The following is a 25,997-nucleotide window of genomic DNA, read 5'->3' as shown; positions in this document are numbered from 1 at the left end:
ATGGCTATTTCAAACTTACAACTGATGGTAAGAAAGACCTGGCAAGACCTGTTTAAGGGGAAACAGAACCTTCTTATCACCATCACTGTACTCCTCTTCTGTATGCTGAGCATCGGCATCGGTTTTACAAAATACACCGATTCCTTTTCAAAAATAAAGGAATACCGGGAAGAAGTCCGTGAACACTGGGAACACAGACCTGATAAGCATCCGCACCGTATGGCACATTATGGTTATCTGGTTTTCAGAATCGGGCATCCGCTGAATATTTTTGACAATGGGCTAGACGACTATCTTGGAAACGTCATATTCCTGGAAGCTCATAAACAGAATACAGCCAATCTTTCGGAAGCCGGGAGTTCAGGTGCTTTGGTCAGGTTCGGAGCTTTCAGCAGTGCTTTTATTCTGCAGAGTATTGTTCCTCTGATTATTCTTTTTCTAGGGTTTGGATTAATAGTACAGGAACGTGAGAACGCCACCTTAAAAATCATCAGTGTACAGGGCGCTTCGGGAAGAGATATTGTCTGGGGAAAAGTTCTGGGACTGTGGCTGTTTTCTCTATGTTTCCTGATTCCGGTAATTCCGGTAATTTTTGTGGCTGCGTTGCTGTCACAAACCACAGATTCAGCAGATATTTTAATCCGATTGTCATTCCTGCTGCCCGCTTATATGATGTATTACTTTTTCATCAGCACCTTAACGGTTATCGTTTCTGCGATCAGTAAAAGTACATCTTCAGCACTGATCACTCTTATTGGTTTCTGGCTTCTTTTTATTATTGTTTTGCCTAAAGGGATTCAGTTTGCTGCCCAGAATTTATATCCGGCTCCTTCCCGTATTGCTTTTGAAACCAATCTGGAAAAAGATATTTTAAAATCTGGGGACAGCCACAATCCTGACGACCCTCATTTTAAGAAAATTAAAGATTCTTTACTTGCTCATTATAAAGTAAACACCACCAATGAACTTCCTTTTAACTATGGTGGATTTGTCATGAAAGAAGGAGAAAAGATAAGTTCCCAAATTTATATCAGACATCAAAAAGAATTGCAGACCATTTACCACAGACAACAAAATCTCACTGATATTTCAGGATTAATTAATCCTGCCATTGCTCTTAAAAATTTTTCCATGATAGCAACGGGCACTGATTTTTTCTCTTATACTCAATTTCAAAAGCAGGCTGAAGAGTACCGCTACCAAATGGCTCAGCATTTAAATGATCTACAGATTGAGCATATCAGCAATATAAAACCGGAGAAAGGAGGACCGCCTGCTGTGATTGATAAAGACAACTGGAAAAAATTCCCGGACTTTAATTATCAGTATACTGCTGTTTCGGACAGCTTGAAAGAGCAGTTCATCCCTGCTGTTGCTTTAGTTCTTTGGTTAGCAATATGCATTGCCTCAATTGAAATAAGTGGAAGAAAATTAAAATTAATCTAAATGAATCGTTATTTATATACCCAATTTTACCGTAACAAAGCCTACATCATTGCATTGTTATTTTTGTTCATGGCCGGGATTATGGCTATTTACACAGGGAAAAAATTTCTGGACAGGAATGAAGATATCATTTCCAAAAGCGGAGCATTCCAGAAAGAAAGCATAGAAAGGAACACGAAGTTTCATAAAGATGATCTGGGGTTGGTTCTTTATTATATTAAATTTAATCTGGTGAATGAAACTCCCAGACTGGCTGCTTTAAATATCGGAATGCGTGATTTAAATCCTTCGATACAGGGAGTAACCATCCGAAACCTTGAGGAACAGCGTTATAATTCTGATTTTTATAATCCTGCCAATGCTGCTGTCGGAAACTTTGATTTCAGTTTTGTAATTGTATTCCTTTTCCCATTGGTGATTGTCGCCTTCTGCTATAATCTGATTTCTGAAGAAGAAGAAAGAGGAACCTGGAAGCTGCTTTCGGTACAAAGTGGCAATTTACAAAAGCTTCTTGATCATAAAATGCTCATCCGGCTGGGTGCTGTAACGGCTGTGTACCTGGCTTCAATAACTATCGCTTCAGTTTGGATAAAAATACCTTTAGACCTTTATTATATTGCTTTTGTGATCAGTGGATGGCTTTATATCCTATTCTGGTTTGTTCTCTGCAGATGGATTATTTCTTTCCGGAAATCATCAGCTCATAATGCACTGATCCTTCTTATTGTATGGGTAAGCATCAATTTTATTATTCCGATGAGCAGTAATATCCTGATCCAAAAGATCTATCCCGTTCACGAATCCCTTAAAGCTGTCATGGAACAGAGAGAAGGCTATCACAACAAATGGGATGAAGCCAAACGTCCTACTATGGAAAAGTTCTATAAGGTATATCCTCAATACAGAAATTTCAAGGTGGAAGAAAATGATACTTTTACCTGGACCTGGTATTATGCCATGCAGCATATGGGAGATCTGGAGTCTGCAAAATCTTCAGAACTGTATACTGAAAAAATGCAGAAACGAAATCAGGCAGCAACCTATTTAGGCTATTTTCTTCCGAATCTTCATACTCAGCTCGTAGAGAGTCATCTGGCGAAAACTGATATGAATAATCAATTGCAGTATGCTTCTTCACTTAAGAAATTCCATGAGAAAAAACGGTTGTTCTTCTACCCGCTTATTTTCTCGGTAAAGAATGCCGAATCTATAAACTGGGCACAGCAAACCATACAGTTATCCAGCTTGTCTGAACATTTGAAATATGCTCAGCTATTCCTGCCCTACCTTGTATTCATTGCTTTATTCATGATCCTTTCACAAAACAAATACAGAAAACTATGTTAAAAACAATCAACTTACATAAAAAATACAACGATTTTACAGCCCTTCATTCTCTTAATCTGGAAGTAAAGAAAGGAGAAATTTTTGCTCTTCTGGGACAAAACGGAGCCGGAAAAAGCACAACAATAAATATTCTTCTGGGACTTATTAAAGCCACTTCCGGAGATGCTTTCATTAATAATATATCTGTAAAAGATGAACCTCAAAAAATTAAAAAGCATCTGGCTTACATTCCTGAAACAGTGCTTTTATATCCACATCTTACAGGAATAGAAAACCTTGATTTTTTCTCCAAAATTGCAGGATTTGATTATCAGCAAGAAGAATTATCTGCACTCCTTAAGCGCACCGGATTACAGGAAACAGCTCATCATAAAGCATTGGGAGGTTATTCTAAAGGAATGCGCCAGAAAGTAGGAATTGCCATTGCCCTCGCCAAAGACGCAAAAGTATTGCTCCTTGATGAACCTACAAGCGGATTGGATCCCATAGCCACCGCAGAATTTACAGAAATAGTGCGCCAGCTCGGTAAGGAAGGCCGAACTGTTTTGATAGCTACCCACGATATTTTCAATGCTGTAAGTGTAGCTTCCAATATCGGAATTATGAAACAGGGAGAGCTTGTACAGAACTTACCTTCCAAAACATTTACAGCTCAGGAACTACAGGAGCTGTATCTGAAAACGATTTAATATTCAGTTACTTTCATATTAATATCAATTGGTTGATGCCCGGTGACATTTTTGTTACCGGGCATTTTGCTGATATTAATTATGCCAGTGCTTTCTTGTATTCGGACAAAGCTCTTTCGCGGGCCAAATTATGCTCTACTATAGGAGAAGGATATGCTGGCGTATTCCATTCCGGAAGCCATTTTTTTATATAAAGCAGGTCTTTATCAAATTTTTCAGCCTGAGCTGTCGGATTGAAAACCCTGAAATAAGGAGCTGCGTCACAACCGCTGCCTGCTGCCCACTGCCAGTTTCCATTGTTGGCAGACAGATCATAATCATTGAGTTTTGAGGCAAAATAGGCTTCACCCCAACGCCAGTCGATCAACAAATGCTTACAGAGAAAACTCGCCACAACCATTCGCACACGATTATGCATATATCCTGTCTGGTTAAGCTGTCTCATTCCGGCATCTACAATGGGATATCCCGTAGTTCCTTTGCACCAGTGTTTAAATTCTTCTTCATTGTTCCGCCAGTTGATATTATCATACTGTTTTTTGAAGGATTGATGTACCACCTGTGGAAAATGATACAAAATATGCATAAAAAACTCACGCCAGATCAATTCTGAAAGCCATGTCGCATTATGATTCAATGCAAAGGCAACACATTTCCTGATACTTATCGTTCCAAAGCGTAAAGCTATTCCCAGCTGTGTGGTATGCTGTAAGGCCGGATAATCGCGGTATTTATCATAACTATCTATAATGGAGGCATCCAGAATCGGTTTTGTAAAATCAATTTCCGTTTTTTTGAAACCTATTTCCTTTAAAGTAAGGATATCAGAGTATTCCTGTGAAAAGAGGTTTTTAAAGTTTAATTGTACAGATTTATAATGTTCAGGAGTTAATGCTTCCCGCCATTTCTTTGCAAAAGGAGTGTAAACGGTATAGGGGGAACCGTCTTTTTTAATAATCTGGTCTTTATCAAAAATTACCTGATCTTTATAAGCTTTAAAAGGAATATTCTTTTCTGTAAAAAAATAATAGGCTTCTTTATCTCTCTCAATTGCCTGAGGTTCATAATCCCGATTGCAGAAAACGCCCTGAATATCATATTCTTCTGATAATTCCCTGAATATCTCTATGGGTTTACCATAATATACATTAACTCTTGAATGATGCTTTCTCAATGAAATATTGATATCTGTCAAGGCCTGATGGATATAATCAACCCGGCGGTCTTCTTTATCTTCCAACTTTTCAAGAATATCAGTATCAAATATAAAAATGGGCATTACCGGAGCATCAGATTGGAGGGCCTGGGAAAACCCTACACTGTCTTCCATCCTTAAATCCCGTCTGAACCAGAAGAGGGTCACTTTATGTTTCATGTAATTCAAACTACTTTATCATTCTATCGTTATAATACTAACTATGGATAAAGATACAGATTTTACTAAATAGAGTTTTTTAATACGTCATATTATTCAGCTCTAATATTGAGCTATGATGAATATCAATTAAAATTTTCCGACATTTGTCAGATAAATAGATACCCGCAGCAATGGAAGAATTTGAAGTACCGGTAACCTATAAGGGTAAAGAACTGCTTTTCAACGGAAAGCTTGCCACATTCTCTTATGGATATAAATTATATGTAGATGTGGATGGAACTGAAGTCGTTATCGAACGTGATGATCACGGTGACTTAAGAGCTCTCCTTCCGGATGCTGCTTCGGAAAAAAATATAGATAAAGGTCTTATAGAAGCGGTTATTGAAGTATTTAAAGAACTTCAGGTTTTATAATCTGTTCTGAATAAAAAAGAGATTTTGAAAGATCTTTTTTTTATTCAAGTATGCTTTTTCATTTCGTTTATTCAAACACTACATAATTTACCTTATCTACGCCAGTATTTCCCGTTTTTTCATGATATGCATACAGTACCAGTTCATAATTTCCCGGAGAACTGATGATATGGCTTCCTTCAAAAAGATTGGTTGAAACCAGTGACATGTCTATATTTTTTAGAAATTTTCCGTCTTTTTTCAGAATTCCTTTCACTTCAATCTCATCGGAATTCCATACACCTCCTTTATCTATGACACATCCGCACATCATAACAATATTAGCCTGAAACAGGAAAGGTTTATCTTTAATATTGTTCAATGCAATATATTGATGCGTTCTTGGTTTCAGAATATCAATAATGTATCCCGGAATTTCAAGGATAATACCTTCTCCTAAAATATGCTTCCCGGGAATCAGCCACAATTCTGTGCTTACAACCGCCTGAGCCTGTTTGTTGTTCAAAGGAGAAATTACTTCTATATTTACAAATGTGGGTTCATCAATATCCAAAGCAGCCATAAAACCTCCGGTCTGTTCATCTGCAATGGAGTTTCCTCTGACTTTGGGTGTTTTCATAATCAGATCAGTATTTCCGGTACTTCCTGTTGTATTTCCTTCTGCCAGAATTCTTTGATTAAGTTTGTTTCTGATAATGATATGAGCTCCACCCAATGAAGTTCCTATAAATTTGGCATCTCTCGCTTTTGCTCTTATCATAATTTTTGTTTCCGTTGCCGAAATCATAAGATTGGAAAAAAGAAATGCAGTGATGAGAATTAATGCTTTCATGATTTGATTGATTTTAAATATTCATGTTTAAACCTATGATAGAAAGATTCTTCTTTTAATTCCTGATCAATATGATCCAGATAAGTTAAAATCCCCAGATCTTCCGATAATACTTTCAGGATTGTCTTTTCACAACTGTCCCATATCTGCTCCAGCTGAGGAAGCATTTCAATGGCTTTTGGAGATAGTGAAATGATCTGCTTCCGTTTATCCGCAATGTCTTTTTTGATGATGAGATAACCATTTTCATTCATTTTTTTGACAATAACTACAACAGATGGATGTGAATATCCCAGCGGTTCAGCAATATCGGTAATTGAAATTTCTCCTTTTTTTTGCAGCAGCATAAAAACCAGATACCAATTGGGTTCAACATCAATATTAAATTCTTTATAAAATTTCCGAACATCATGGGACATTCTGTCACTGATTCTTTTCAGCCTGCTGTCCAAAGCTTTATATCCTAATTCTTTAATAAAGTCAAAATCCATCTGAAATATATTTGCTGTAAATATATAAAAATATAAAGTCAACTATATAGTTAACTTTATATTTTTTTTTACTGAATTAAAAATCTTAATAAAAAAGGTTCTATTTGAAGTTTTTCCTGTATTCACCAGGAGTCACTCCCCTATATTTTTTGAAAAGTTTAGAAAGATGGCTTTCATCACTGAACTGGAGTTCATAAGCAATTTCACTTAGTCGGATACTGCTGTATTTTAGATATGTTTCTACCAATTTCAGTCTATAATCCAGCAGATAGTCCTGATAGGAAACTCCAGTTTGCTGTTTAAAATACTCTCCGAAATAATTCCCGGAAATTCCGAAATGCTCAGCAATAATCTGAATTCCCGTTTTTTCACGATCCTTTATATGCTGTTGAATATAAGTGATGATCTTCATTATCGAAAAGGCTTTGCGGTTTTCCTGAAGGTCAGAAGTTTCGCTCTGAATAATATTCCGGGCAATCAGGTTCAGAAGGATCGACATACAGTTACGGATAATAAGATAATCTTCCGCTTTGTTTTTAAACTCACTGGTGATCTGAAGGATAAGGGTTTCAGCAAAATGTTCATCATTTCTATTGCGGAAAACACATCCTGCCTTGGCGTGATAATTATTGCTGATATACTGCAATTTGTACAAATTTTCACAACTTTCAATACGGTCTGCTTCCAGACGGATTTTATCGATAAACTCAATTGGACACTGAATACTGATAAGCTGAGCGGCTTCACTTTGAAAGCGGTATACTTCCTGCTGTGGAATAATGAAAAGCTTACCCTGCGAGAAATCAATACTGCGATCATCATACGCAAGTGTACCTTTGCCTTTGACGATATAAATGAATGAGAGAAAAGTCTTTGTTTTAAAAGCTGTTTCTCCCTCTTTCAATGTTATTTCTCTTACATCAATTCCTTCAAGATGTAGTCCTTTCATTACACACTGGTTTTTCCTCCAAAAGTACAATTTTAACAGAATATAAGCGGGTATTTTTGCATAAAAAAATATGAATACATATCCTAAACGGTGGCAGGCACTCAATTTTTTGATCGCAGGTGCTTTTCTCTCGCCTCTGGATTATTTTATTGTCAACATGGCTTTGCCGTCTATCAAAAAAGCATTCAGTGCCAGCGATCATCAGCTTCAGATGGTTATTGCCATTTATGGGCTTACTTATGCAGCGCTTGTTGTTTGTGGCGGACGGCTGGGTGACATTTACGGCCGTAAAAAGGTGTTTATATCAGGATTATATACTTTTCTGTTTTCATCCCTCGCCTGTGCATTTTCTCCTGATGTTACATGGCTGATCATTTTCAGACTGTTTCAAGGAGTTGGAGCATCACTGCTTGCTCCTCAGGTGCTGGCCTCTATAAAGGATCTTTTCAGCAGTCAGGAGCAGCCTAAAGCAGTAAGCCTTTTCAGTTCGGTATTTGGTCTTGCTTCTGTGGTTGGACAATTGCTTGGCGGAGTTCTTTTAAGTATGCATTGGGGAAGTTTTTCATGGGAAATGGTATTTCTTGTGAATGTACCGATTACGGGTATATGTATTCTAGGGATCCATTTTACGATGAACGATGGTAATAAGAAAGAAGAGACAGGTATTGACTTTACAGGAACTTTATTATTAATTCTGGCTTTACTTATGCTTATCTGCCCTCTTATTTTTGGACAAAAATTTGAATGGGCATGGTGGATTTTTGGAATTCTATTTACCGGAATATTCTTAGTAATCACCTTTCTAAAATACGAGATAAAGCAGCTGAAAAAAAATCGCCCGGTACTTATAGATCCGGCACTCCTGCAGCATAAACCTTTTGCATTAAGCCTTCTGATCATTTTCTTTTACAATTTTACCGCAGGCTTATTCATTTGCTATCCTTATTATTTGCAGCAGTTTCTTCATAAGAATTCAATGGAGACAGGACTGGCCATTATTCCCTATGGGATTGCTTTTTTTCTGGGACCTTTGATTACCGCCCGGATAAAACTGAGCGCTGCTAAAATGATCTACGTAGGATTGGGATTGTTGATGACAGGCTTTGTGATAAGTGCAGCAGTTTTTTATTTTCAGCAAAAACCATCTTTAATCACTCATATCACTTTGTTTATAGCCGGATTCGGGCATGGTACCATTATGCCGGTTATGATGCGTACAGCCATTTCTCTGGTTTCTAAAGATAAAGCAGGACAGGCTTCCGGTTTGGTAAGCATCGGCATTCAGATTGGAAGTGTGACCGGAGGAGCTGTTATTGGAACATTATTTTTTAATCTGATAAAAATTCTGGGATTCTCAGAGGCATTTGCAGCGGCAATTGGAATGATAGGTGCTTTTCAGCTGGTTGGGCTATGGGCAGGAAGCAGATTAAGAAAAATCATTGATTAAAAGATAAATTTAAATCAAAAAATATAATACATTTAATTATGAACAATACAGAAAAGATCATTTGGGAAATTGAAGAATTTCACAGGAATATTGAAAAATGGTTTCAAGGCAAAACAGAAAATCAGAAAAGTCTTTATAAGGAATTATTATCCGGATTCTCTCCAGATTTCAAGATGATTAATGGAAACGGAGATACTGTTACTCTACCTATGTTTGGAGACTGGCTGCCAACTGTATTTGGAAAGTTTCCGGAACGAAATATTCAGGTTGAGAATATAGAAATAAATCATTCTGAGTATCATGGGCTTGCCACTTATGTTGAAACACAGGTTACGGGAGAAACGACAACCAAAAGAAAATCATCAGCAGTTTTTCTGCTCAATGAAGAAAAGGCTTTGTGGCTTCATCTCATAGAAAACTGGATATAAATATTCATAATTTTATAACAGCCCTGTTTATCCTTAGATACCCAGGGCTGTATAATTTTAATAGCTGAATTCTTTTGGTTATCAGACCACGGGGAATATAAAATACAATCGCAGAAGTTTTTTCTTTCAAAGTTCGGAATCATGAAGGCACTGACATCGGCTTTTCTAATAAAGATAAAGAGTTTTTAGAAACAGTATTTTTGAAATGCAAGATTAACCAACAATAATGAACCAGAAAATGTCAAAATCTCCTGACAGATATCAAAATCGACCTGTAAACTTTTAATTTTTATTTCTGAATACTTTCATCTGTCCGGCCATAACCGCCAGTAAAATCCCAAAACAGGCAAAAAGGCCGTATGAATACCTGAGATCAAAACTTTCAGCAATATATCCGATAAGAGGCGGCCCCATCAGAAATCCTAAAAACGAAATGCTGGATACAAATGATAATGCAATGCTTGGTGCTATCGTACTCACTTTTCCAACTGTGCTGTAAACGGACGGCACACTTAGCGAACTTCCAAGACCTATAATCATAAAAGCAATGATACATATCCACAGTTCCGGGAAGAAAACACTTAGAAAAAGTCCTCCGCTCATCAATATTCCACAACATTGCAGAACAATCTTTTTTCCATATTTTTCAATGATCCTGTTCCCGATAAAACGACCTAAAGTCATCATTAAAATAAAACTTGTATACCCCAGTATAACAAGGTTTTCAGGAGCTTTAACTATAGTTTGAAAATAAACCCCGCTCCAATCGAACATAGCACCTTCAATCGCCATACTCAGAAATCCTATAATTCCCAAACCAACCAGTGTAGGATTCACAGCCTTGAATATTGAACGGGTTTGCGGTTCTGCTTTGTGGATAATATTGGTCAGATTTCTTTTACTGTAGAGCCAAAGTATTCCTACCAGAATAAAAATAACAGCAAAATGGTAAAAAGTTCCTACATGAAGGTTGATCATCAACAGACCAACTACAGCCCCCGTAAGACCTGCAAAGCACCAGGCTCCGTGGTAGGAAGAAAGAAGAGATCTTTTGGTAATAGATTCTATTTCAATTGCCTGCGTATTGACCGCTATATTGCACATATTCCCGGAAATGCCAAAGAAGAACAGAACAGCCGCCAGCGTCCAGTAAGAAGGCGATAAACCGATCAACAAAAGAAAAAAAGGATATAGTAAAAAAACTCTTTTAATAATCCCGCTGCTTCCGTACACACTGATCAGTTTTCCGGCCAAAACCATTGTTGAAAGCTGTCCTATCGGCATGAGAAGCAAAAGCGTTCCCAGTTGTGCTTCATTGATAGAAAGTGCAGTTTTAATGATAGGAATCCGGCTCGCCCAGGAAGAAAAAACAAGCCCATGGGCAAAGAAAAGTAAAAAACAGGCTGTTGGCATTTTTGCATTAAAAGATTCTTTCTCATTCATTATAGCAGGGTAATAAAAATTCCTTTTGCAAATTTAAATAGGCACACCCATTAAAATCTAGTCCGTTTTTGTCATTTTTATGTTCCATTTTAACCAATAGGCAAGAATGTAGTTGTGCTTGCTTAAAATCTGGCATTTTTTCTTTTTATAAATTATTATTTACAGAACAAAAAAACACCCAGCATTTAGCCGGGTGATATCTATCTAATTGAATGATTGCCTGTAACTCAGAGGTGTTTTATCCGTTTTCTTTTTAAACAGTTTATTGAATGACTGTGGATGCTCAAATCCCAGGGCATAAGCTACTTCAGATACAGAAAACCCTGTAGTGGTAAGATATTCTTTCGCCTTTTCAATCAGTTTTTCATGAATATGCTGTTGGGCATTCAGTCCGGTCAGATTGCGAAGCATATCGCTCAGATAATGAGGAGAAAGATTGAGTGTTGAGGCCAGAAATTCTACTGTAGGAAGACCTTTATTTAATGTTTCCTGCTGATTAAAATAATCTTCCAGCACAACATCCATTTTGGTCAACAGATCACTATTTACAGCCTTTCTTGTGATAAACTGTCTTTTATAAAAACGGTTACTGTAATTGAGAAGAACATCAATATAAGAAACAATAACGTCCTGACTTACTTCATCTATGGCCGTATTTAGTTCATTTCCAATATGATCAAGCAATCCGGTTATCGTTGTTTTTTCCTGATCCGATAAATGCAGCGCTTCATTCGTATCATAAGAAAAGAACCCAAAGTTTTTGATATTCTTTGCTAAAGGATAACTTCTGATAAAATCCGGGTGCACCAGTAAAGTATAACCGCAATATTCTGCATTTTCATCAGTGGAAAGAACCTGCCCAGGTGCTGTAAACATCATTCCTCCCTCATTAAAATCATAATATCCCTGTCCATAACCCATTTTTCCAACAGTAGAATATTTATATGAAATTTTATAAAAATTCAGGATAAAGCTTCTCTTCAGCATATCCTTTTTAATGCTCATTTTCGTATTATCCACAAGACTTACCAACGGATGAAGCGGTTTAGAAAGCTGCAGCATATCGTGCAGTTCCGATATGGATGAAATTTTCAGAGGAATGTTATCTTTCTTTTCCATGATATAAAATTATAAATTATTTGGTGTAAAAGACAGTATAAATGTGATTTACTTTATACTGTCTTCCAAAAACCTGACTAAATAAACTGTTTGCCAAACTGCTCTCTGAATGCTTCATCACCTAGCTCAAGGCGCTGTGCATAGATCGCTTTAGCATCTTCTCCTGCTACATATCTCAGCTGTTTTTTGCCGTCTGTAGCAGCCTCATACACCACTTCTGCAATCTGCTCCGGTGTAGAAGCAGCTTCCATCATACCTTCCATTTTAGAAAACAGAGAATTCGTCATCTCTTCATAAGCAGGGCTGGATGCTGAGTCCAGAGAGCGGCTTACAAAATCGGTCTTGATTCCTCCTGGAGAGACTGTTTTAATATCAATTCCTAAAGTATTAAGTTCAAAAGCTAAACTTTCGCTCCATCCTTCAAGCGCCCATTTGGTAGCATGATAAGTAGAACCCAACGGGAATGCAACCAGTCCTCCTATAGACGTTGTAGAAATGAACATTCCTTTTTTCTGTTCTCTGAAGTAAGGAATAAATGCCTGTGTAACACGTATAACCCCTAATAAATTCGTGTCCAGCTGCTTTACGATCTGCTCATCCGTAAGAGCTTCCAAAGGCCCTATAAGGCCATATCCTGCATTATTGTAAACCACATCAATATCCCCCAGCTCAAGAGCCTGTTTAGCAGTTGACTTTATCTGCTCCGGATTGGTAACATCCAATGGAAGTACAGTTACATTCTCTAAACCTGCAAGATCAGCAGCAGCTTCAGGGTTTCTCATGGTAGCGATTACTCTCCATCCATTGTTTTGAAATAATTGGGCAGTTGCTTTTCCTAATCCTGTAGAAGCACCTGTTATAAAAATTGTTTTCATTTTTCTTTGTTTAAAATTATAGGACAAAGTTCAGCATTAAAAGAAACGCAGGAGTTGCCAAAATGGGGTAAGCTGTAGCCAAAACGGATTCTTAAATACATTTGTTTTTTGTAAGTTTGTCTCCATCTATTTTTATGGCAGAATATATTCTTGACAACATCAATATCAGTACACTTTCTGTATATGACCTACTGAAACATACCTCAGACAGTGCATTTATCGGAATCAGGGATTTCCGTGAGATCTATCCGGCTGCTATTGAAAACAATACAGGAATATTTACAAAGCAATCTTCATTACAGGATTTTCCAATGGTCAGCATCAGCAAGGTTGGCAGTTCATTACTCTGCTCCTGCACCTGTGATAACCAGAAAAACCAGCTTTGTTCCCATCAGGCAGAAATTATCCATTGCATTATTGAGGATAAAAATTACCGCCTGTTTTTTGATGATATTCTCCGTAAAAAAGTCCTTCTCTCTAAAGCCAAGATATATGGACTGGAAAATGAGCCGGACCTGGATCAATATTTTCAGATTGAATACAGGGATCATAAAGTTGAAATTCTTCCTAAGATCAAGGAAATGCTTCCTGTAGATGAGGTGATGCTTCAAAGAAATCTTCTTCCTCAGCTTCCTTCCAGACTGGATGAACTGGCTGTACTGGAAACAGGAAAAAAACAGATATTGGTTATCGGTAAGCACCGTTATTATAATCACATGACCTTCTCCCTGATGGAAGCGGAAATAACTCAGACAGGCAAGATTAAAAATCCTGTGACTTCTGTAGATGCCATGCAGTTGATCTGGAAAGCAGAGAAACCTGCAGACATTAAATTTTATACAGCCATCACCTCTTTCCAGAATAATTACAATGAAGATTACAATCCTTCAGAACTGGAAGCTTTAAAGCTTATTGTACACAATCCTTTGCAGCTGGAAGTCTATTATCACGACCGGGAAATTGCAGAAACAGTTTCCGCAAAGTCACTTTCTCAAGTTGAATTGAATACTTTAGATGCCGAGGTTCAATTATCTGTATTTAAGAAAGATCCGTTTTACGAAATAACAGGAGAAATACAGTTTAATGATATTTCTGTTCCTTTCAAAAATATTGTACTCAGAAATGAATATTTTGTTTATAACAGAAACACTTTCAGCTTTGTAGACCATCCTGACATGCTCAGAATCATCAGATTCTTTAAGGCAAATAATGAGATTTTACTGATCCATTCTTCAAAATACGAAGCGTTTATGCAAAATATTCTCTCTGCCGTTGAAGAACGTATTCACATAAATTACAGCTACATACAACCCGCAACAAAAGTACAGCTTGAATATAAAAATTATCAAACTGAAAGAGTCGTTTATCTCAGCCAGCAGGAAAATTATATAGGAATCACACCGGTAATGAAATACGGAGACGTAGAAGTTCCTGTCTATTCCCGGAAGCAGCTTTTTGATACGGATCAGAATGGAAATCCCTTTAAAATAGAGAGAAATGAATCGTTAGAAGCCCGCTTTACTTCTTTGATCATGCAGCAGCATCCTGATTTTGAAGAGCAGATGGACGGCTATCAGTATTTTTATCTTCACAGGGATAAGTTCCTGGATAACAACTGGTTTCTTGATGCATTTGAGATCTGGAGGAATGAAGGGGTAACTATACTGGGCTTTAATGAAATAAAAAACAATAAATTAAATTCCCACCGGGCTAAAATCAACATTCAGATTACCAGTGGACTGGATTGGTTTAATGCTAAGTTAAAAGTGGGGTTTGGTCCTAAAGAAGCCTCTTTAAAACAGCTTCACCGAGCGATCCGGAATAAAAGTAAATTTGTTCAGCTGGACGATGGCAGTCTGGGAATTCTCCCTGAAGAATGGATCGGAAAGATTGCAGCTTACTTTCATGCAGGGGAAATTGACGAAGAGCTCTTAAAGATTCCAAAAATCAATTTTACAGAAATTACCTCATTATTTGAAAAGGAAATCCTGAGCCAGGAGGTTCAGGAGGAACTCACCACATATTCCACTAAGTTCTCAAAAGTAAAAAACATTCCCAAAGTCAATATCCCGGCTGAACTGAACGCTGAGCTCAGAGACTATCAGCATGAAGGACTGAACTGGCTTAATTTTCTTGACGGATTCAACTTCGGAGGGTGTCTCGCAGATGATATGGGACTTGGGAAAACCATTCAGATCATTGCTTTCATTCTGTCACAGCGTGAAAAACGAGGTCATACCTCCAATCTTATTGTAGTTCCCACTTCCCTGCTTTTCAACTGGCAGGACGAGATCAGCAAGTTTGCACCTTCTATAAAAGTTCTGCTTCATTATGGTGCAGACCGGCCAAAGACAACCGCTCATATGTCTGATTATGAAGTAGTCCTTACCACATATGGGATGCTTCTTTCAGATATTCGTTTTCTGAAAAATTTTAATTTCAATTATGTGTTTCTGGATGAATCGCAGACCATTAAAAATCCGAACTCGGAAAGATATAAAGCGGCGCGGCTGCTTCAATCGAGAAACAGGATTGTACTTACCGGTACTCCTGTTGAAAACAGCACTTTTGATCTTTACAGCCAGCTTTCATTCGCTTGTCCGGGTCTTTTAGGAAGCAAACAGTATTTTAAAGACATTTATGCTATTCCTATTGATAAATTCGAATACAGTAAACGGGCGGTAGAGCTTCAGCAAAAGATAAAGCCCTTTATCCTCAGAAGAACCAAGAAACAGGTGGCTAAAGAGCTTCCTGAAAAGACAGAAACGGTTATCTACTGTGAAATGAATGCAGAACAGCGCAAAATCTATGACGCTTATGAAAAAGAGCTTCGCGAGTTTATTGCAGCCAATGATGATGATGACCTGAACAAAAACAGCATGCATGTTCTTACGGGACTTACCAGGCTCAGACAAATCTGTAATTCTCCTGTTTTGATGAAAGAGGGATATTCCGGTGAAAATGCTGTAAAAATCGAGATTTTGATGGAACAGATCCTTGGAAAATCAAAAGATCATAAAATCCTGGTCTTCTCACAGTTTGTCGGAATGCTGGATTTGATAAAAACACAACTGGAACGCCGCAATATTCAGTTTGAATATCTTACAGGGCAGACTAAGGACAGAGGAGAAAGAGTAGCGAATTTCCAGAAAAATGATGATATCCGGGTATTTCTGATCAGCTTAAAGGCTGGCGGTGTTGGACTCAATCTAACACAGGCTGATTATATTTACCTTGTAGATCCCTGGTGGAACCCTGCGGCTGAGAACCAAGCTATTGACCGAAGTTACCGTATAGGACAGACCAAAAATGTAATTGCTGTAAGGATGATCTGTTCTAATACTGTGGAAGAAAAAATTCTTACGCTTCAGAAAAAGAAAAAGCAGCTGGCTCAGAATCTGCTCACTACAGACGGAAAGAAACTTCAGGGATTCTCTAAACAGGATCTTATGGATTTATTGGAATCCGGATCGTAATAGAATATTTTAAGTTCTTTGTCATAAAAAAACCGACAGGTAAACGACCTGTCGATTAAAAAACAAAAATTGATATGGATATGATTTAGATATGATGTGTCTATCTTTTGATAATTTTTTCTGTGACTGTTTTGTGATTTTTTGTCAGGATTTTAATAAAATATGTTCCAGGAATAAAATTGTCCATAGAAACTGTCATCGAGCTACCCTCCGATATTTTCTGACCGGACATATTGTAAATTTCATATTTCTCCAACCCTTCTTTCATCCTGATTGTTACCGAATCTGCTGTCGGGTTCGGATATATTTTAACACTGGCTGAAGCATCTTTGGAAACTTCCATTATTGAAAGACTTTCCGGCTGAATATCAATCGTATAATCTTCCGCCTGCCCGATAAACCATCCTGAAGGGCAAGGAAGATTCTCCAAAGTTCCCATCCATGAATTTGATTCATAGGCTTTCACCAGTCTGAAACGGATTTCTCCAAGCTGTGCTCCTGCCGGAATTGTAATATTACCGGATGTAATTCCTGATTCTGTCGTAGTAACCGGATTGGAATTGTCCAGATAACCCAGATTAAACTTTTCATCAGCATCAAACTGATTATTATGGTTGAAATCAATGTAAGCATAAACAGATACGGTATTTTGTCCTTGAGTACCTCCTGTTACCGTTATAGGATAATTATTTCCGCGGTTTACAGTAAAAACAGTCGCCGTAAAATTTTCAAGAACATCTGAATTACCATCAATAGCACTGTTTCTTACAGTTCCTGCAAATTCTACCTTACTTATTTCGCTTACCGTAAGGCTGGTCACATTTTCAGCACCACAGTAAGGAGCTGGGAAATTAGTTGTATTTCCTACAATATTGACGGTATAATCTTCAGTCTGCCCTGCTCTTAAACCTGAATCACAGGCTGTGCTGATAGAATTGGCAGCATTAGGATCAGAATAAGCCTGAACATTTGTATTCTTGAGTACCCTCATTCTTGTACTCCCACTGGAAGCATTTGCAGGAATCATTATTGTACTGTTGATTGTAAAAGCATTGGCTGGATTGGCTGCTTCAAGTCTTCCGATATAAAAGCTTTCTCCTGCATCGTCAAAATTACCATTCTGATTAAAGTCTATAAAAACAACTATATCACTCGGAAATGTACTGGAAGGACCTTTCACTGATATCGGATAAGAATTTCCAGACTGCAAATCTGTAGATATGGAAGTAAAATCTTCGTAAATTTGTGCATTTCCCGACGAAACTGATGATGAATTATTAATGTTTCCGAAAGTAACACTACTGATCATATTACTGTCTGCTCCATACTGAAATGAAGGCATGCAATATTGCAATTGAGCATTCGCCAGTGAACAAAGCACAATGCTAGAAAAAGTAGTTATTTTTTTCATTTTTTAGTTTAATTTCTTGAGACAAATTTATATTTATTTAGAATTAATAAAAATAACAACGTAATGATATTTGTCAGTTTTGTGAAAACAGGTCATTAACCATAGAATAATTTTTATCGGATAATCCAATTTACTAATGGATAATCAATATGTTATAAATAAAAAAGACCTTTCTCAATTATTACTCAAGAAAGATCTTTTTGTTATAAAGAATGAGATTTATCCGTTTTAACTTACATTTTCGATAAGAACAGCAGATGCTCCACCTCCTCCATTGCAGATAGCAGCTATTCCAAATCTTCCTTGTTCCTGAAGAAGCACATTGACTAAAGTTGTTATAATCCGGGCTCCTGAAGCACCAATCGGATGTCCAAGAGCAACCGCTCCACCGTAAACATTTACATTATTAAGGTCATAACCCAAAATCTGCTGATTGGATAAAATCACTGAGGAATACGCTTCATTAATCTCGAAATAATCAATATCGGATAAACTGAGACCTGTTTGTTTCAGCACCTTTTGAATGGCAATAGACGGAGAAGTGGTAAACCATTCCGGGGACTGAGCCGCATCTGCATATGCAATGATTCTGGCTAAGGGCTTAAGATTATGCTGTTGTAGAGCCTCTGAAGATCCTAATAATATTGCTGCAGCTCCGTCATTCAAATTACTGGAATTAGCGGCTGTAAGTGTACCATCTTCTTCAAATGCCGGCTTCAAAAGAGAAATCTTCTCCGGAATAAGTTTGTCGATATCTTCGTCTTTATCTACGATTATAGGCCCTTTCTTTCCGTTAATTGATATCTGGATCAATTCATTGCTGAACTTACCGTTTTTCGTTGCTTCCTGAGCCCGATGATAGGAAAGCAAAGCGTATTCATCAAGCTGCTGCCGTGTTAATCCATATTTTTTCACACCCAATTCAGCTGCACTTCCCATATGGAAATCATTGTATACATCCCACAGACCATCTTTGATCACGCCATCTGTAAGACTGGTATCTCCTAATTTTGTTCCCTGACGAAGTTTAACGTAATGAGGAACATTGCTCATACTTTCCATGCCACCGGTCATCACAATATGTTCCAGACCAAGCTGAACCTGCTGAGCACCAATCATTGCCGACTTCATTCCGGAAGCACAGACTTTGTTTACTGTTGTTGCATCTTTATCTACGGGAATTCCTGCAAAAATAGCGGCCTGTCTTGCAGGAGACTGGCCCAGTCCGGCACTGAGTACATTTCCCATATACACACTGTCTATAAGCTCCGGAGCCAATCCGATATTTTCATAAGTGTTTTTAATTGCAACTGCTCCAAGCTGAGGAGCTGTAAGTCCGGACAGGCTTCCCATAAAACCACCCACTGGAGTTCGCTTTGCAGCTAATATGAATACTTCTTTCATTTGAATTACTTTTAATACCGATCGGTATATTTATAATTAAAAAAATTCCCTTTACTTTCACAAGGGATTAATACAAAGATAATTAAAATATACCGATTGGTATATTGAAAGTTTAAAAAAAATCTTACTTATTACAGTAAGACCTTAATTTTTATGTTCTACTTAGCTGATCCAATTTTTTAAGCAGCGTTGGCATTCTGTAAATACCATGCATTTGTTCTACTTTCAACTGAACTTCATCTACATCCATTCCTTTGGCGGTCACAAAAAGTGGTGTTTTACTTTCTCCCCGAAATACACTTCTCCTTTGGGAATCCGGAGTTGTAAATTCATTTTTTGCGATTCCAATAATAGGACACTTTTCTTCCAATGCTTCGTAGAGGTGTCCGCCTAAGCCTATTTTTCCGTCATTGTCAAGAGTAACATATCCGTCAACAATGATAATATCTTCCGGTTTTAGTGTAATTTTCGTTAGCAAACTTAAAATACAGGGTAATTCTCTTTTGTAAAATGCCCCGCTTTCATATTCTGAACTCACAGCAGTCTGCTCTATAAAAACTTCCACTTCTTTTTCAGACGTCCAGTTCTCAAATGCAATACACACGGTATTGGCATAATCCTCATAATAATAAGTATCAAATGCGTAAATCATATTCTATTCCCTTAAAAAAACTCACCGAAATGCCACAAAATCCCTGAAGGATCATGCACAAAGCATTCTTTTCCCCACTCCATGGTTCTTACAGGAGTAAGCTTTACATTCTCATAAGTATCTGTAAGCTTTAAAGATAAAAGCTCCTTCCAGAATTCATCTGTATTGGCCACTTCCATAAAGATCATGGTATTATCAACCCAATCTTTTGTATAATAGTCCTGAAGATAAAAGCCTACTTCTTCCCGCATAAACAGCGATAGTTTGGACTCCAGAACAACTTCTTCAAATCCGAGATCTCTGTAAAAGTTTCTGCTGATTTCAAAATTCTGTGCTCCGATAAAAGGTCTGATGGATTTTAGTTTCGGTGTCATACTGTTTTATTTTTCCAGTGTTCATAGGTTATTTCAAACTTGATCTCTCCTTTTCCATGGGTTCCTGTTTCCTTCCATCCTGATTTTCTGTAGAAATTCTCAGCCCGTGTTCCGGGTGAAGTACCAAGCCATAGATCGTCTTTTGTTTGTTCAAAGTACCAGTTGAGCATGATGTCATGAAGTTTTCTGCCGATTCTCTGGTTTTCAAAGTCAGGATGTACAAACAAAGCCCAGATATTGTTTTCTTTCAGGTCAGCAATGGAAAAGCCTACAATCTGACCTTCTGCCTCACATACCCATCCTTTTCCCCTATGAAAAAGAAATTCCTCGCAGTCTTTATCTGTAACCAAACCTGGATCTGACAATGTGTTTTCCTTCACAGAATTTCTTACGATCTGAATCTGTGGAATATCTTCTGGCCTTGCTTCTCGGATTACTATGTTCATGGTGATTGTTTTGTTGATAAGCGCAAAGGCGCAAAATATTTTTATTCTTAATCCTTGTCAAGGATTCCTTATGTAATTTAAATTTTCTGATTATTTTCTGTCAACCACAATTCTTTCTTCCCTGTTGGCAATATCCCAGGCTGTTGTAAAAATAAGCTGGGTTCTTTTCTCCAATAGCTGATAATCAATCTTTTCAGGATCATCCGTTGGTTTATGATAATCTTCATGAATACCATCAAAGAAGAATGCTACAGGAATATTATGTTTGGCGAAATTATAGTGATCTGAACGGTAGTATAATTGTTCGGGATCATTCAAATCATCGTATTTGTAATTAAGTTCCAGATTATTGGTTCTCTTGTTGGCAGCTTCATTGATTACTTTGAGCTGAGAACTTAACATTTCAGAACCTATGACATACACATATTGTTTTCCTTTGTTGGCAGGATCATCACGCCCTATCATATCAATATTAAGGTCAACAACGGTATTGGCTAATGGGAAAACAGGATTTTCGGAATAATATTCTGAACCAAACAATCCGTGCTCTTCGCCTGTAACATGTAGAAAAAGGATCGATCTTTTAGGCCCTTTTCCTGCTTTTTTAGCCTGCTGGAATGCCTTGGCTATTTCCATTACAGCTACAGTTCCGCTTCCGTCATCATCTGCTCCGTTGTATACTACTCCATTTTTTGTTCCTACGTGATCATAGTGTGCAGAAACCACAACAATCTCTTCCGGTTTTTCGCTTCCTTCGATAAAAGCTAAAATATTTTCAGAATCAGGAAGGTTGCCTCCACCTCTCTTTCTCATAAATTCAGATGGAACTTTCTGATAGTAGGAGCCTAATGCTTTAGGTCCGGAAATACCAAGATTTTTATAGTAATTAATCATATACTCTCCCGCTTTCTTCTGTCCTTTACTTCCTGTATCACGTCCTTCCATATCATCTGCTGCTATGACATACAGATTTTTCTTTAAATCCTCAGCGTTAATCACCTTGTATGCATTGTTGAATGCCTTGCTGTGTTTTGTAGAAACAGGATGTGAAGAATCCCCCTCAGGTATTTTTGCCGTTCCACAACTAGTCACTACAGCCATGGCAAATAACGGGATAAGTATTTTTTTCATAAAGAATAAATTTCTTAAAAGTAACAATTTTTATTGAAACCCAACATGAGGGATCAAAATCACAAAATCATATGTTATCCATTCTAAAATTGACAATAATTCAACACAAAGCCAATTGTGGTGTTAATTTTTTATTATATTTGATTACAATACAAAAATAAATGGATAAAATTTACGGATTTACTCATTATTCCTTTTTTACGGAAATGTCCGAACTGGCAACCAGACACGGAAGCTTTGATCTTTCTCTGGGGCTTCCTGATTTTGATATTGATGAACGACTTAAAATATTTTTAAAAGAAGCTGCCGAAAAAGACACTTATCACTATGAACCTCTTGCCGGCAATTCTATTCTGATCGAAAGTATCATCCGTTTCAATGCAAAACGGACTCACAGAATTCCTGTTACAGCTAAGGAAACTACCATTGTTCCATGTGCAACCTTTGCTTTATATACTTCCCTCAAATCAATTATAAATCAATATGATGAAGTGATTATTATTCAACCGTCATATTACACTTATGGACCTGCTGTTGTCATGAATGGAGGAATTCCTGTTTATTATGATCTTGGCAGTGATTTTATGATCAACTGGGATTTGTTTAAAAACTGTATTACTGAAAAAACTAAAGCCGTCATTGTAAATTCTCCCCAAAATCCAACCGGAAAAGTCTGGAAAAAGGAAGACTGGGATCAGTTATATGAGCTAATTAAGGACCGTAATATCTATTTGATTTCTGAAGAGATATATGATACTTACTGCTATGACGAAACTGAACACTACAGTTCTTTCATACATCCTGAGCTTAGGGAAAAGACGTTTTGTATTTTTTCTTTTGGTAAAATGTTTCATACTTCCGGATGGAAAGTCAGTTATATGCTTTCTTCCGAAGCTTTAACCGCAAAGTTTCAATGCCATCAACAGTATATTTCTTACAGTGCCAATGCTCCGGCGCAATATGCTATTGCAAAGTATCTGGATGTATTTGATCCGGCCATCAATAAAGAAATAATGCAGAATAAAAGAGATATTTTTAATCAGCTGATTCAGGAAACTCCCCTGCAAGTAGAGCAACAGGCGGAAGGAAGTGTTTTCCAGATCGTTAATTTCAGGAATATTTCCGCAACAATGACTGATGTAGAGTTTTCAAAATGGCTTACGATTGAGAAAAAAGTATCTTGCCTTCCACTTTCGGCTTTTTACAATTCAAGACAGAATTCTGATTATGTAAGGTTTAGTTTTGCTAAAAAGGATGAACTGATTATCCAGGCTTTGGAACATTTAAAAAGGAATCTTTGATTTTTTCACGTATTTCCCCCCCGAATTACACAGATTTTTACAGATAATTGTGGCTATTTTATTTTCTTTGCTAAGTTTTATAAATATAATAAGAAAAGCACCGCCAAGGCGGTGCTTTTCTTATATTTTAATGATTTTAAAGAGCCAGAACTCTTACATCAATTCTTCTGTTTTTTGCTTTACACTCATCAGTGTCATTGGCTTCACATACTGGATGCTGTGAACCATATCCTTCAGCTTCCACTCTGTCTGCAGAAACACCCAGCTCCAGTAATTTAAGTTTTGCTGTTTGTGCTCTTAAATTAGACAGCTGAAGATTGCTTTCTTCATTACCGCTGTTATCTGTATATCCACCTAATTTTATTTTCAGGTCAGGATATGCATTTAAGATTTCGGCTAAAGTATTCAACTGTAGCTCATAACCTGCTTTCAGATCACTGGAACCTGTTTCAAAATAAAGATTTTCAATCGTGTACCATTTATTAGGGTCTAAGGCAGATTTATCTTTTTGTTTCACCACATTATAAAGCTGGTAAAGCTGACTTCCATCTCCTATAGCAATTGTTTTTCCACCATCCAGTTTAATTTTCTGAATATTTCCTGTTTCATACACAAAGTCACCGCTTTCATTAAGATGCCCCTGAACTACACCAGGGGAAACCGGAACTGTTGTAAGATCTGTATGGCCAGCTGCTGTAGCCGCAGATACTCCGGTAAGGCTTTCAATCTTTGCCTTTCTATTGGCTTCGATTTTATCTTTATGCAATACTGCTAAAGTAGGTGCAATTACCAAAGAAACGATGGACATTAATTTGATCAGGATATTCATGGACGGTCCGGAAGTATCTTTAAAAGGATCTCCTACTGTATCTCCTGTTACAGATGCTTTATGTGGTTCTGAACCTTTGTAATAGGTCTGCCCATTAATATCCACCCCTTTTTCAAATGATTTTTTAGCATTATCCCAGGCTCCTCCTGCATTATTCTGGAACATTCCCATCAAAACACCACATACCGTAGCACCAGCCAAAAATCCTCCCAACACTTCAGGACCGAAAATAAATCCGATTAAGAGTGGAGAAATGATCGCTATAGCACCAGGCAGCATCATTTTTCTGATAGATGCATCTGTAGAGATGGCAACACATTTTTCATATTCAGGTTGTGCCTTTCCTTCTAAAATCCCAGGAATTTCACGAAACTGTCTTCTTACTTCTTCTACCATGGCCATTGCAGCTTGTCCAACCGCAGTGATTGCCAATGATGAAAAGATAAACGGTATCATTCCACCAACAAATAGACCGGCCAAAACATCCGCTCTGTAAATATCAATTCCGTCAATTCCAGCAATTCCTACAAAAGCGGCAAATAATGCTAATGCTGTCAACGCTGCTGAAGCAATTGCAAATCCTTTTCCGGTAGCTGCCGTTGTATTTCCTACAGCATCCAGGATATCTGTTCTTTCACGTACTTCTTTGGGAAGTTCACTCATTTCTGCAATACCGCCTGCATTATCAGCAATAGGCCCAAAAGCATCAATCGCCAGCTGCATAGCAGTAGTAGCCATCATTCCTGCCGCTGCAATAGCAACTCCATAAAGTCCGGCACACAGATAAGATCCATAGATCCCCCCTGCCAATACGATAATCGGAAGTAAAGTAGATTCCATACCAACGGAAAGCCCCCCGATAATATTTGTTGCATGTCCCGTAGAAGACTGTCTTACAATGCTGGAAACGGGTCTTTTACCCATTGCTGTATAGTATTCTGTAATAATACTCATTAAAGTCCCTACAACCAATCCTACCATTATAGCACCAAATACTCCCATTTTAGTAAACTCATGGCCTCTTAGAACCATTTTTTCAGGAAGGATATAAGTTACCAAGAAGTAAGATGAAATGGCTGTAATAACAATACTTCCCCAGTTTCCAAGATTTAAAGCATTCTGTACACTGGAAGTGGATGAGCCTTCATTATCATTAATCTTCACAAACAAAGTTCCGATCATTGAAAATATAATTCCTGTTCCTGCAATCAGCATCGGCAGAAGGATTGGAGCAAAACCTCCGAAGGCATCATCGGAAACAGTTTCTCTACCTAATACCATAGTTGCCAGAACCGTTGCGACATAAGATCCGAAAAGGTCGGCACCCATTCCCGCTACATCTCCTACGTTATCTCCTACGTTATCTGCAATAGTTGCAGGATTTCGGGGATCATCTTCGGGAATTCCGGCTTCTACTTTTCCTACAAGGTCAGCACCTACATCTGCCGCTTTTGTATAAATACCACCTCCTACTCTTGCAAAAAGTGCTATGGATTCTGCACCTAAAGAAAATCCGGTAAGAATTTCAATGGTCTTTTCCATTTCAAGAGAATCTACTGTGGCATCAGGTGCAAAAATCTGCTTAATAATCAGGAATAGTGATCCTAATCCTAAAACAGCAAGTCCGGCAACCCCCATTCCCATAACAGAACCTCCTGTAAACGATACTTTAAGAGCTTTCGATAGCGAAGTTCTTGCTGCTTCTGCTGTCCTGACATTGGCTTTGGTGGCTATTTTCATTCCGATAAAGCCTGCTGATGCGGAAAATACAGCCCCTACAGCAAAAGCAATTCCAATACTCCAATGTGAGTTAGCATTGCTTGATCCCATTACGGCAAGTAAAATGGCGACTATCACCACGAAATACATTAAGATTTTATATTCAGCCTTTAGAAAAGCCATTGCACCGTCTGCAATATGGCCGCTGATTATTTTCATTTTTTCATTTCCGGCATTCTGTTTATTTACCCAGTTGCTCTGAAGAAATGTATAAAGTAACGCTACGACACCAAAAATTGGCACTAACACAAATAGATCCATAGTTTAATATTTTTTTGGTAATAGAAAATTAAATATAATAAATAATTACCATCAAAGCATTAAAAAACTTAACAGT

General features: G+C 37.6%; 22 protein-coding genes. 8 read left to right on the top strand and 14 right to left on the bottom strand.

Going from position 1 to position 25,997, the window contains the following annotated elements; translation table 11 throughout:
• The 3 genes from KIK00_RS03000 to KIK00_RS02990 are packed head-to-tail and all read left to right on the top strand — an operon-like array spanning position 1 to position 3,482.
• Complete coding sequence (locus KIK00_RS03000) at positions 1-1,446, top strand: DUF3526 domain-containing protein (RefSeq protein ID WP_255815077.1); 1,446 nt, start codon at positions 1-3, stop codon at positions 1,444-1,446.
• Positions 1,447-2,793 (top strand): DUF3526 domain-containing protein, encoded by a 1,347-nt coding sequence (locus KIK00_RS02995; RefSeq protein ID WP_255815076.1) that lies wholly within the window; start codon positions 1,447-1,449, stop codon positions 2,791-2,793. It begins immediately after the preceding gene.
• Positions 2,787-3,482: an ABC transporter ATP-binding protein gene (locus tag KIK00_RS02990; RefSeq protein ID WP_255815075.1), complete on the top strand. Its 696-nt coding sequence runs from the start codon at positions 2,787-2,789 to the stop codon at positions 3,480-3,482. The genes KIK00_RS02995 and KIK00_RS02990 overlap by 7 nt, the downstream gene beginning before the upstream one ends.
• Positions 3,483-3,561: 79 nt before the next feature.
• Here the strand turns inward: KIK00_RS02990 and KIK00_RS02985 are convergent, their stop codons facing one another.
• Positions 3,562-4,857, bottom strand: coding sequence for a deoxyribodipyrimidine photo-lyase (locus tag KIK00_RS02985; RefSeq protein WP_255815074.1), 1,296 nt, complete (start codon positions 4,855-4,857; stop codon positions 3,562-3,564).
• Positions 4,858-5,030: 173 nt separating this feature from the next.
• Here KIK00_RS02985 and KIK00_RS02980 point away from each other — a divergent pair, with 173 nt between their 5' ends.
• Positions 5,031-5,273 (top strand): hypothetical protein, encoded by a 243-nt coding sequence (locus tag KIK00_RS02980; RefSeq protein ID WP_255815073.1) that lies wholly within the window; start codon positions 5,031-5,033, stop codon positions 5,271-5,273.
• A gap of 67 nt (positions 5,274-5,340) precedes the next feature.
• Here the strand turns inward: KIK00_RS02980 and KIK00_RS02975 are convergent, their stop codons facing one another.
• The 3 genes from KIK00_RS02975 to KIK00_RS02965 form a co-directional block, all read right to left on the bottom strand.
• Positions 5,341-6,105 (bottom strand): hypothetical protein, encoded by a 765-nt coding sequence (locus KIK00_RS02975; protein ID WP_255815072.1) that lies wholly within the window; start codon positions 6,103-6,105, stop codon positions 5,341-5,343.
• On the bottom strand, positions 6,102-6,596 hold the full coding sequence (locus tag KIK00_RS02970; protein ID WP_255815071.1) for a MarR family winged helix-turn-helix transcriptional regulator: 495 nt from the start codon (positions 6,594-6,596) through the stop codon (positions 6,102-6,104). Before KIK00_RS02970 ends, KIK00_RS02975 begins: the two co-directional genes overlap by 4 nt.
• A 100-nt stretch (positions 6,597-6,696) precedes the next feature.
• Positions 6,697-7,545 carry an AraC family transcriptional regulator gene (locus tag KIK00_RS02965; protein ID WP_255815070.1) on the bottom strand — a complete coding sequence of 283 codons (849 nt, stop codon included), beginning with the start codon at positions 7,543-7,545 and terminating at the stop codon, positions 6,697-6,699.
• A 70-nt stretch (positions 7,546-7,615) separates the two neighbouring features.
• Here KIK00_RS02965 and KIK00_RS02960 point away from each other — a divergent pair, with 70 nt between their 5' ends.
• Both KIK00_RS02960 and KIK00_RS02955 read left to right on the top strand, forming a co-directional pair.
• Positions 7,616-8,992 (top strand): MFS transporter, encoded by a 1,377-nt coding sequence (locus KIK00_RS02960; RefSeq protein ID WP_255815069.1) that lies wholly within the window; start codon positions 7,616-7,618, stop codon positions 8,990-8,992.
• A gap of 38 nt (positions 8,993-9,030) precedes the next feature.
• On the top strand, positions 9,031-9,420 hold the full coding sequence (locus KIK00_RS02955) for a hypothetical protein (RefSeq protein ID WP_255815068.1): 390 nt from the start codon (positions 9,031-9,033) through the stop codon (positions 9,418-9,420).
• 282 nt (positions 9,421-9,702) lie between these two features.
• On the opposite strand, the gene KIK00_RS02950 is transcribed toward KIK00_RS02955, so the two are convergent.
• The 3 genes from KIK00_RS02950 to KIK00_RS02940 all read right to left on the bottom strand — a co-directional run bounded on the left by KIK00_RS02950 (position 9,703) and on the right by KIK00_RS02940 (position 12,857).
• Positions 9,703-10,863: an MFS transporter gene (locus KIK00_RS02950; RefSeq protein WP_255815067.1), complete on the bottom strand. Its 1,161-nt coding sequence runs from the start codon at positions 10,861-10,863 to the stop codon at positions 9,703-9,705.
• Positions 10,864-11,067: 204 nt separating this feature from the next.
• On the bottom strand, positions 11,068-11,982 hold the full coding sequence (locus KIK00_RS02945) for an AraC family transcriptional regulator (protein WP_255815066.1): 915 nt from the start codon (positions 11,980-11,982) through the stop codon (positions 11,068-11,070).
• Between the two features lie 77 nt (positions 11,983-12,059).
• A complete protein-coding gene (locus KIK00_RS02940; protein WP_255815065.1) occupies positions 12,060-12,857 on the bottom strand; it encodes an SDR family oxidoreductase in 798 nt (265 codons plus the stop codon).
• 134 nt (positions 12,858-12,991) lie between these two features.
• Between KIK00_RS02940 and KIK00_RS02935 the strand changes: the two genes are divergently transcribed.
• Positions 12,992-16,333 carry a DEAD/DEAH box helicase gene (locus KIK00_RS02935; protein ID WP_255815064.1) on the top strand — a complete coding sequence of 1,114 codons (3,342 nt, stop codon included), beginning with the start codon at positions 12,992-12,994 and terminating at the stop codon, positions 16,331-16,333.
• 100 nt (positions 16,334-16,433) lie between these two features.
• Here KIK00_RS02935 and KIK00_RS02930 read toward each other — a convergent pair whose 3' ends face one another.
• The 6 genes from KIK00_RS02930 to KIK00_RS02905 form a co-directional block, all read right to left on the bottom strand.
• The gene (locus KIK00_RS02930; RefSeq protein WP_255815063.1) at positions 16,434-17,744 is read right to left on the bottom strand and encodes a T9SS type A sorting domain-containing protein; all 1,311 of its coding nucleotides are present in this window, start codon (positions 17,742-17,744) and stop codon (positions 16,434-16,436) included.
• Positions 17,745-17,972: 228 nt separating this feature from the next.
• The gene (locus KIK00_RS02925; protein WP_255815062.1) at positions 17,973-19,148 is read right to left on the bottom strand and encodes an acetyl-CoA C-acyltransferase; all 1,176 of its coding nucleotides are present in this window, start codon (positions 19,146-19,148) and stop codon (positions 17,973-17,975) included.
• Between the two features lie 151 nt (positions 19,149-19,299).
• Positions 19,300-19,800 (bottom strand): endonuclease V, encoded by a 501-nt coding sequence (locus KIK00_RS02920; RefSeq protein ID WP_255815061.1) that lies wholly within the window; start codon positions 19,798-19,800, stop codon positions 19,300-19,302.
• 11 nt (positions 19,801-19,811) lie between these two features.
• Entirely contained in the window at positions 19,812-20,174 is a 363-nt protein-coding gene (locus KIK00_RS02915) for a glyoxalase (protein ID WP_255815060.1), read from the bottom strand.
• Positions 20,171-20,620, bottom strand: coding sequence for a GNAT family N-acetyltransferase (locus tag KIK00_RS02910; protein ID WP_255815059.1), 450 nt, complete (start codon positions 20,618-20,620; stop codon positions 20,171-20,173). Before KIK00_RS02910 ends, KIK00_RS02915 begins: the two co-directional genes overlap by 4 nt.
• Positions 20,621-20,710: 90 nt before the next feature.
• Positions 20,711-21,751, bottom strand: a complete 1,041-nt coding sequence (locus KIK00_RS02905) for a M28 family metallopeptidase (protein ID WP_255815058.1) — start codon at positions 21,749-21,751, stop codon at positions 20,711-20,713.
• Positions 21,752-21,912: 161 nt separating this feature from the next.
• On the opposite strand from KIK00_RS02905, the gene KIK00_RS02900 reads away from it, so the two are divergent.
• A complete protein-coding gene (locus KIK00_RS02900) occupies positions 21,913-23,052 on the top strand; it encodes an aminotransferase class I/II-fold pyridoxal phosphate-dependent enzyme (protein WP_255815057.1) in 1,140 nt (379 codons plus the stop codon).
• 136 nt (positions 23,053-23,188) lie between these two features.
• Here KIK00_RS02900 and KIK00_RS02895 read toward each other — a convergent pair whose 3' ends face one another.
• A complete protein-coding gene (locus KIK00_RS02895; protein WP_255815056.1) occupies positions 23,189-25,921 on the bottom strand; it encodes a sodium-translocating pyrophosphatase in 2,733 nt (910 codons plus the stop codon).
• Positions 25,922-25,997 lie beyond the last annotated feature (76 nt).

This window comes from Chryseobacterium sp. MA9 (genome assembly GCF_024399315.1).
In the GTDB taxonomy this organism is placed as follows: domain Bacteria; phylum Bacteroidota; class Bacteroidia; order Flavobacteriales; family Weeksellaceae; genus Chryseobacterium.
Note: the sequence above shows the minus strand (reverse complement) of the source record. Positions and strands in the feature narration are given on the sequence as shown.

Bases quoted from the DNA above. Each gene is read 5' to 3' on its own strand.
- KIK00_RS03000 (WP_255815077.1), top strand. From the start codon at position 1: ATGGCTATTTCAAACTTACAACTGATGGTAAGAAAGACCTGGCAAGAC.
- KIK00_RS02930 (WP_255815063.1), bottom strand. From the start codon at position 17,744: ATGAAAAAAATAACTACTTTTTCTAGCATTGTGCTTTGTTCACTGGCG.
- KIK00_RS02910 (WP_255815059.1), bottom strand. From the start codon at position 20,620: ATGAACATAGTAATCCGAGAAGCAAGGCCAGAAGATATTCCACAGATT.
- KIK00_RS02990 (WP_255815075.1), top strand. From the start codon at position 2,787: ATGTTAAAAACAATCAACTTACATAAAAAATACAACGATTTTACAGCC.
- KIK00_RS02935 (WP_255815064.1), top strand. From the start codon at position 12,992: ATGGCAGAATATATTCTTGACAACATCAATATCAGTACACTTTCTGTA.
- KIK00_RS02975 (WP_255815072.1), bottom strand. From the start codon at position 6,105: ATGAAAGCATTAATTCTCATCACTGCATTTCTTTTTTCCAATCTTATG.
- KIK00_RS02905 (WP_255815058.1), bottom strand. From the start codon at position 21,751: ATGAAAAAAATACTTATCCCGTTATTTGCCATGGCTGTAGTGACTAGT.
- KIK00_RS02965 (WP_255815070.1), bottom strand. From the start codon at position 7,545: ATGAAAGGACTACATCTTGAAGGAATTGATGTAAGAGAAATAACATTG.
- KIK00_RS02970 (WP_255815071.1), bottom strand. From the start codon at position 6,596: ATGGATTTTGACTTTATTAAAGAATTAGGATATAAAGCTTTGGACAGC.
- KIK00_RS02900 (WP_255815057.1), top strand. From the start codon at position 21,913: ATGGATAAAATTTACGGATTTACTCATTATTCCTTTTTTACGGAAATG.
- KIK00_RS02980 (WP_255815073.1), top strand. From the start codon at position 5,031: ATGGAAGAATTTGAAGTACCGGTAACCTATAAGGGTAAAGAACTGCTT.
- KIK00_RS02895 (WP_255815056.1), bottom strand. From the start codon at position 25,921: ATGGATCTATTTGTGTTAGTGCCAATTTTTGGTGTCGTAGCGTTACTT.
- KIK00_RS02950 (WP_255815067.1), bottom strand. From the start codon at position 10,863: ATGAATGAGAAAGAATCTTTTAATGCAAAAATGCCAACAGCCTGTTTT.
- KIK00_RS02960 (WP_255815069.1), top strand. From the start codon at position 7,616: ATGAATACATATCCTAAACGGTGGCAGGCACTCAATTTTTTGATCGCA.
- KIK00_RS02995 (WP_255815076.1), top strand. From the start codon at position 1,447: ATGAATCGTTATTTATATACCCAATTTTACCGTAACAAAGCCTACATC.
- KIK00_RS02920 (WP_255815061.1), bottom strand. From the start codon at position 19,800: ATGATTTACGCATTTGATACTTATTATTATGAGGATTATGCCAATACC.
- KIK00_RS02985 (WP_255815074.1), bottom strand. From the start codon at position 4,857: ATGAAACATAAAGTGACCCTCTTCTGGTTCAGACGGGATTTAAGGATG.
- KIK00_RS02925 (WP_255815062.1), bottom strand. From the start codon at position 19,148: ATGAAAGAAGTATTCATATTAGCTGCAAAGCGAACTCCAGTGGGTGGT.
- KIK00_RS02940 (WP_255815065.1), bottom strand. From the start codon at position 12,857: ATGAAAACAATTTTTATAACAGGTGCTTCTACAGGATTAGGAAAAGCA.
- KIK00_RS02955 (WP_255815068.1), top strand. From the start codon at position 9,031: ATGAACAATACAGAAAAGATCATTTGGGAAATTGAAGAATTTCACAGG.
- KIK00_RS02915 (WP_255815060.1), bottom strand. From the start codon at position 20,174: ATGACACCGAAACTAAAATCCATCAGACCTTTTATCGGAGCACAGAAT.
- KIK00_RS02945 (WP_255815066.1), bottom strand. From the start codon at position 11,982: ATGGAAAAGAAAGATAACATTCCTCTGAAAATTTCATCCATATCGGAA.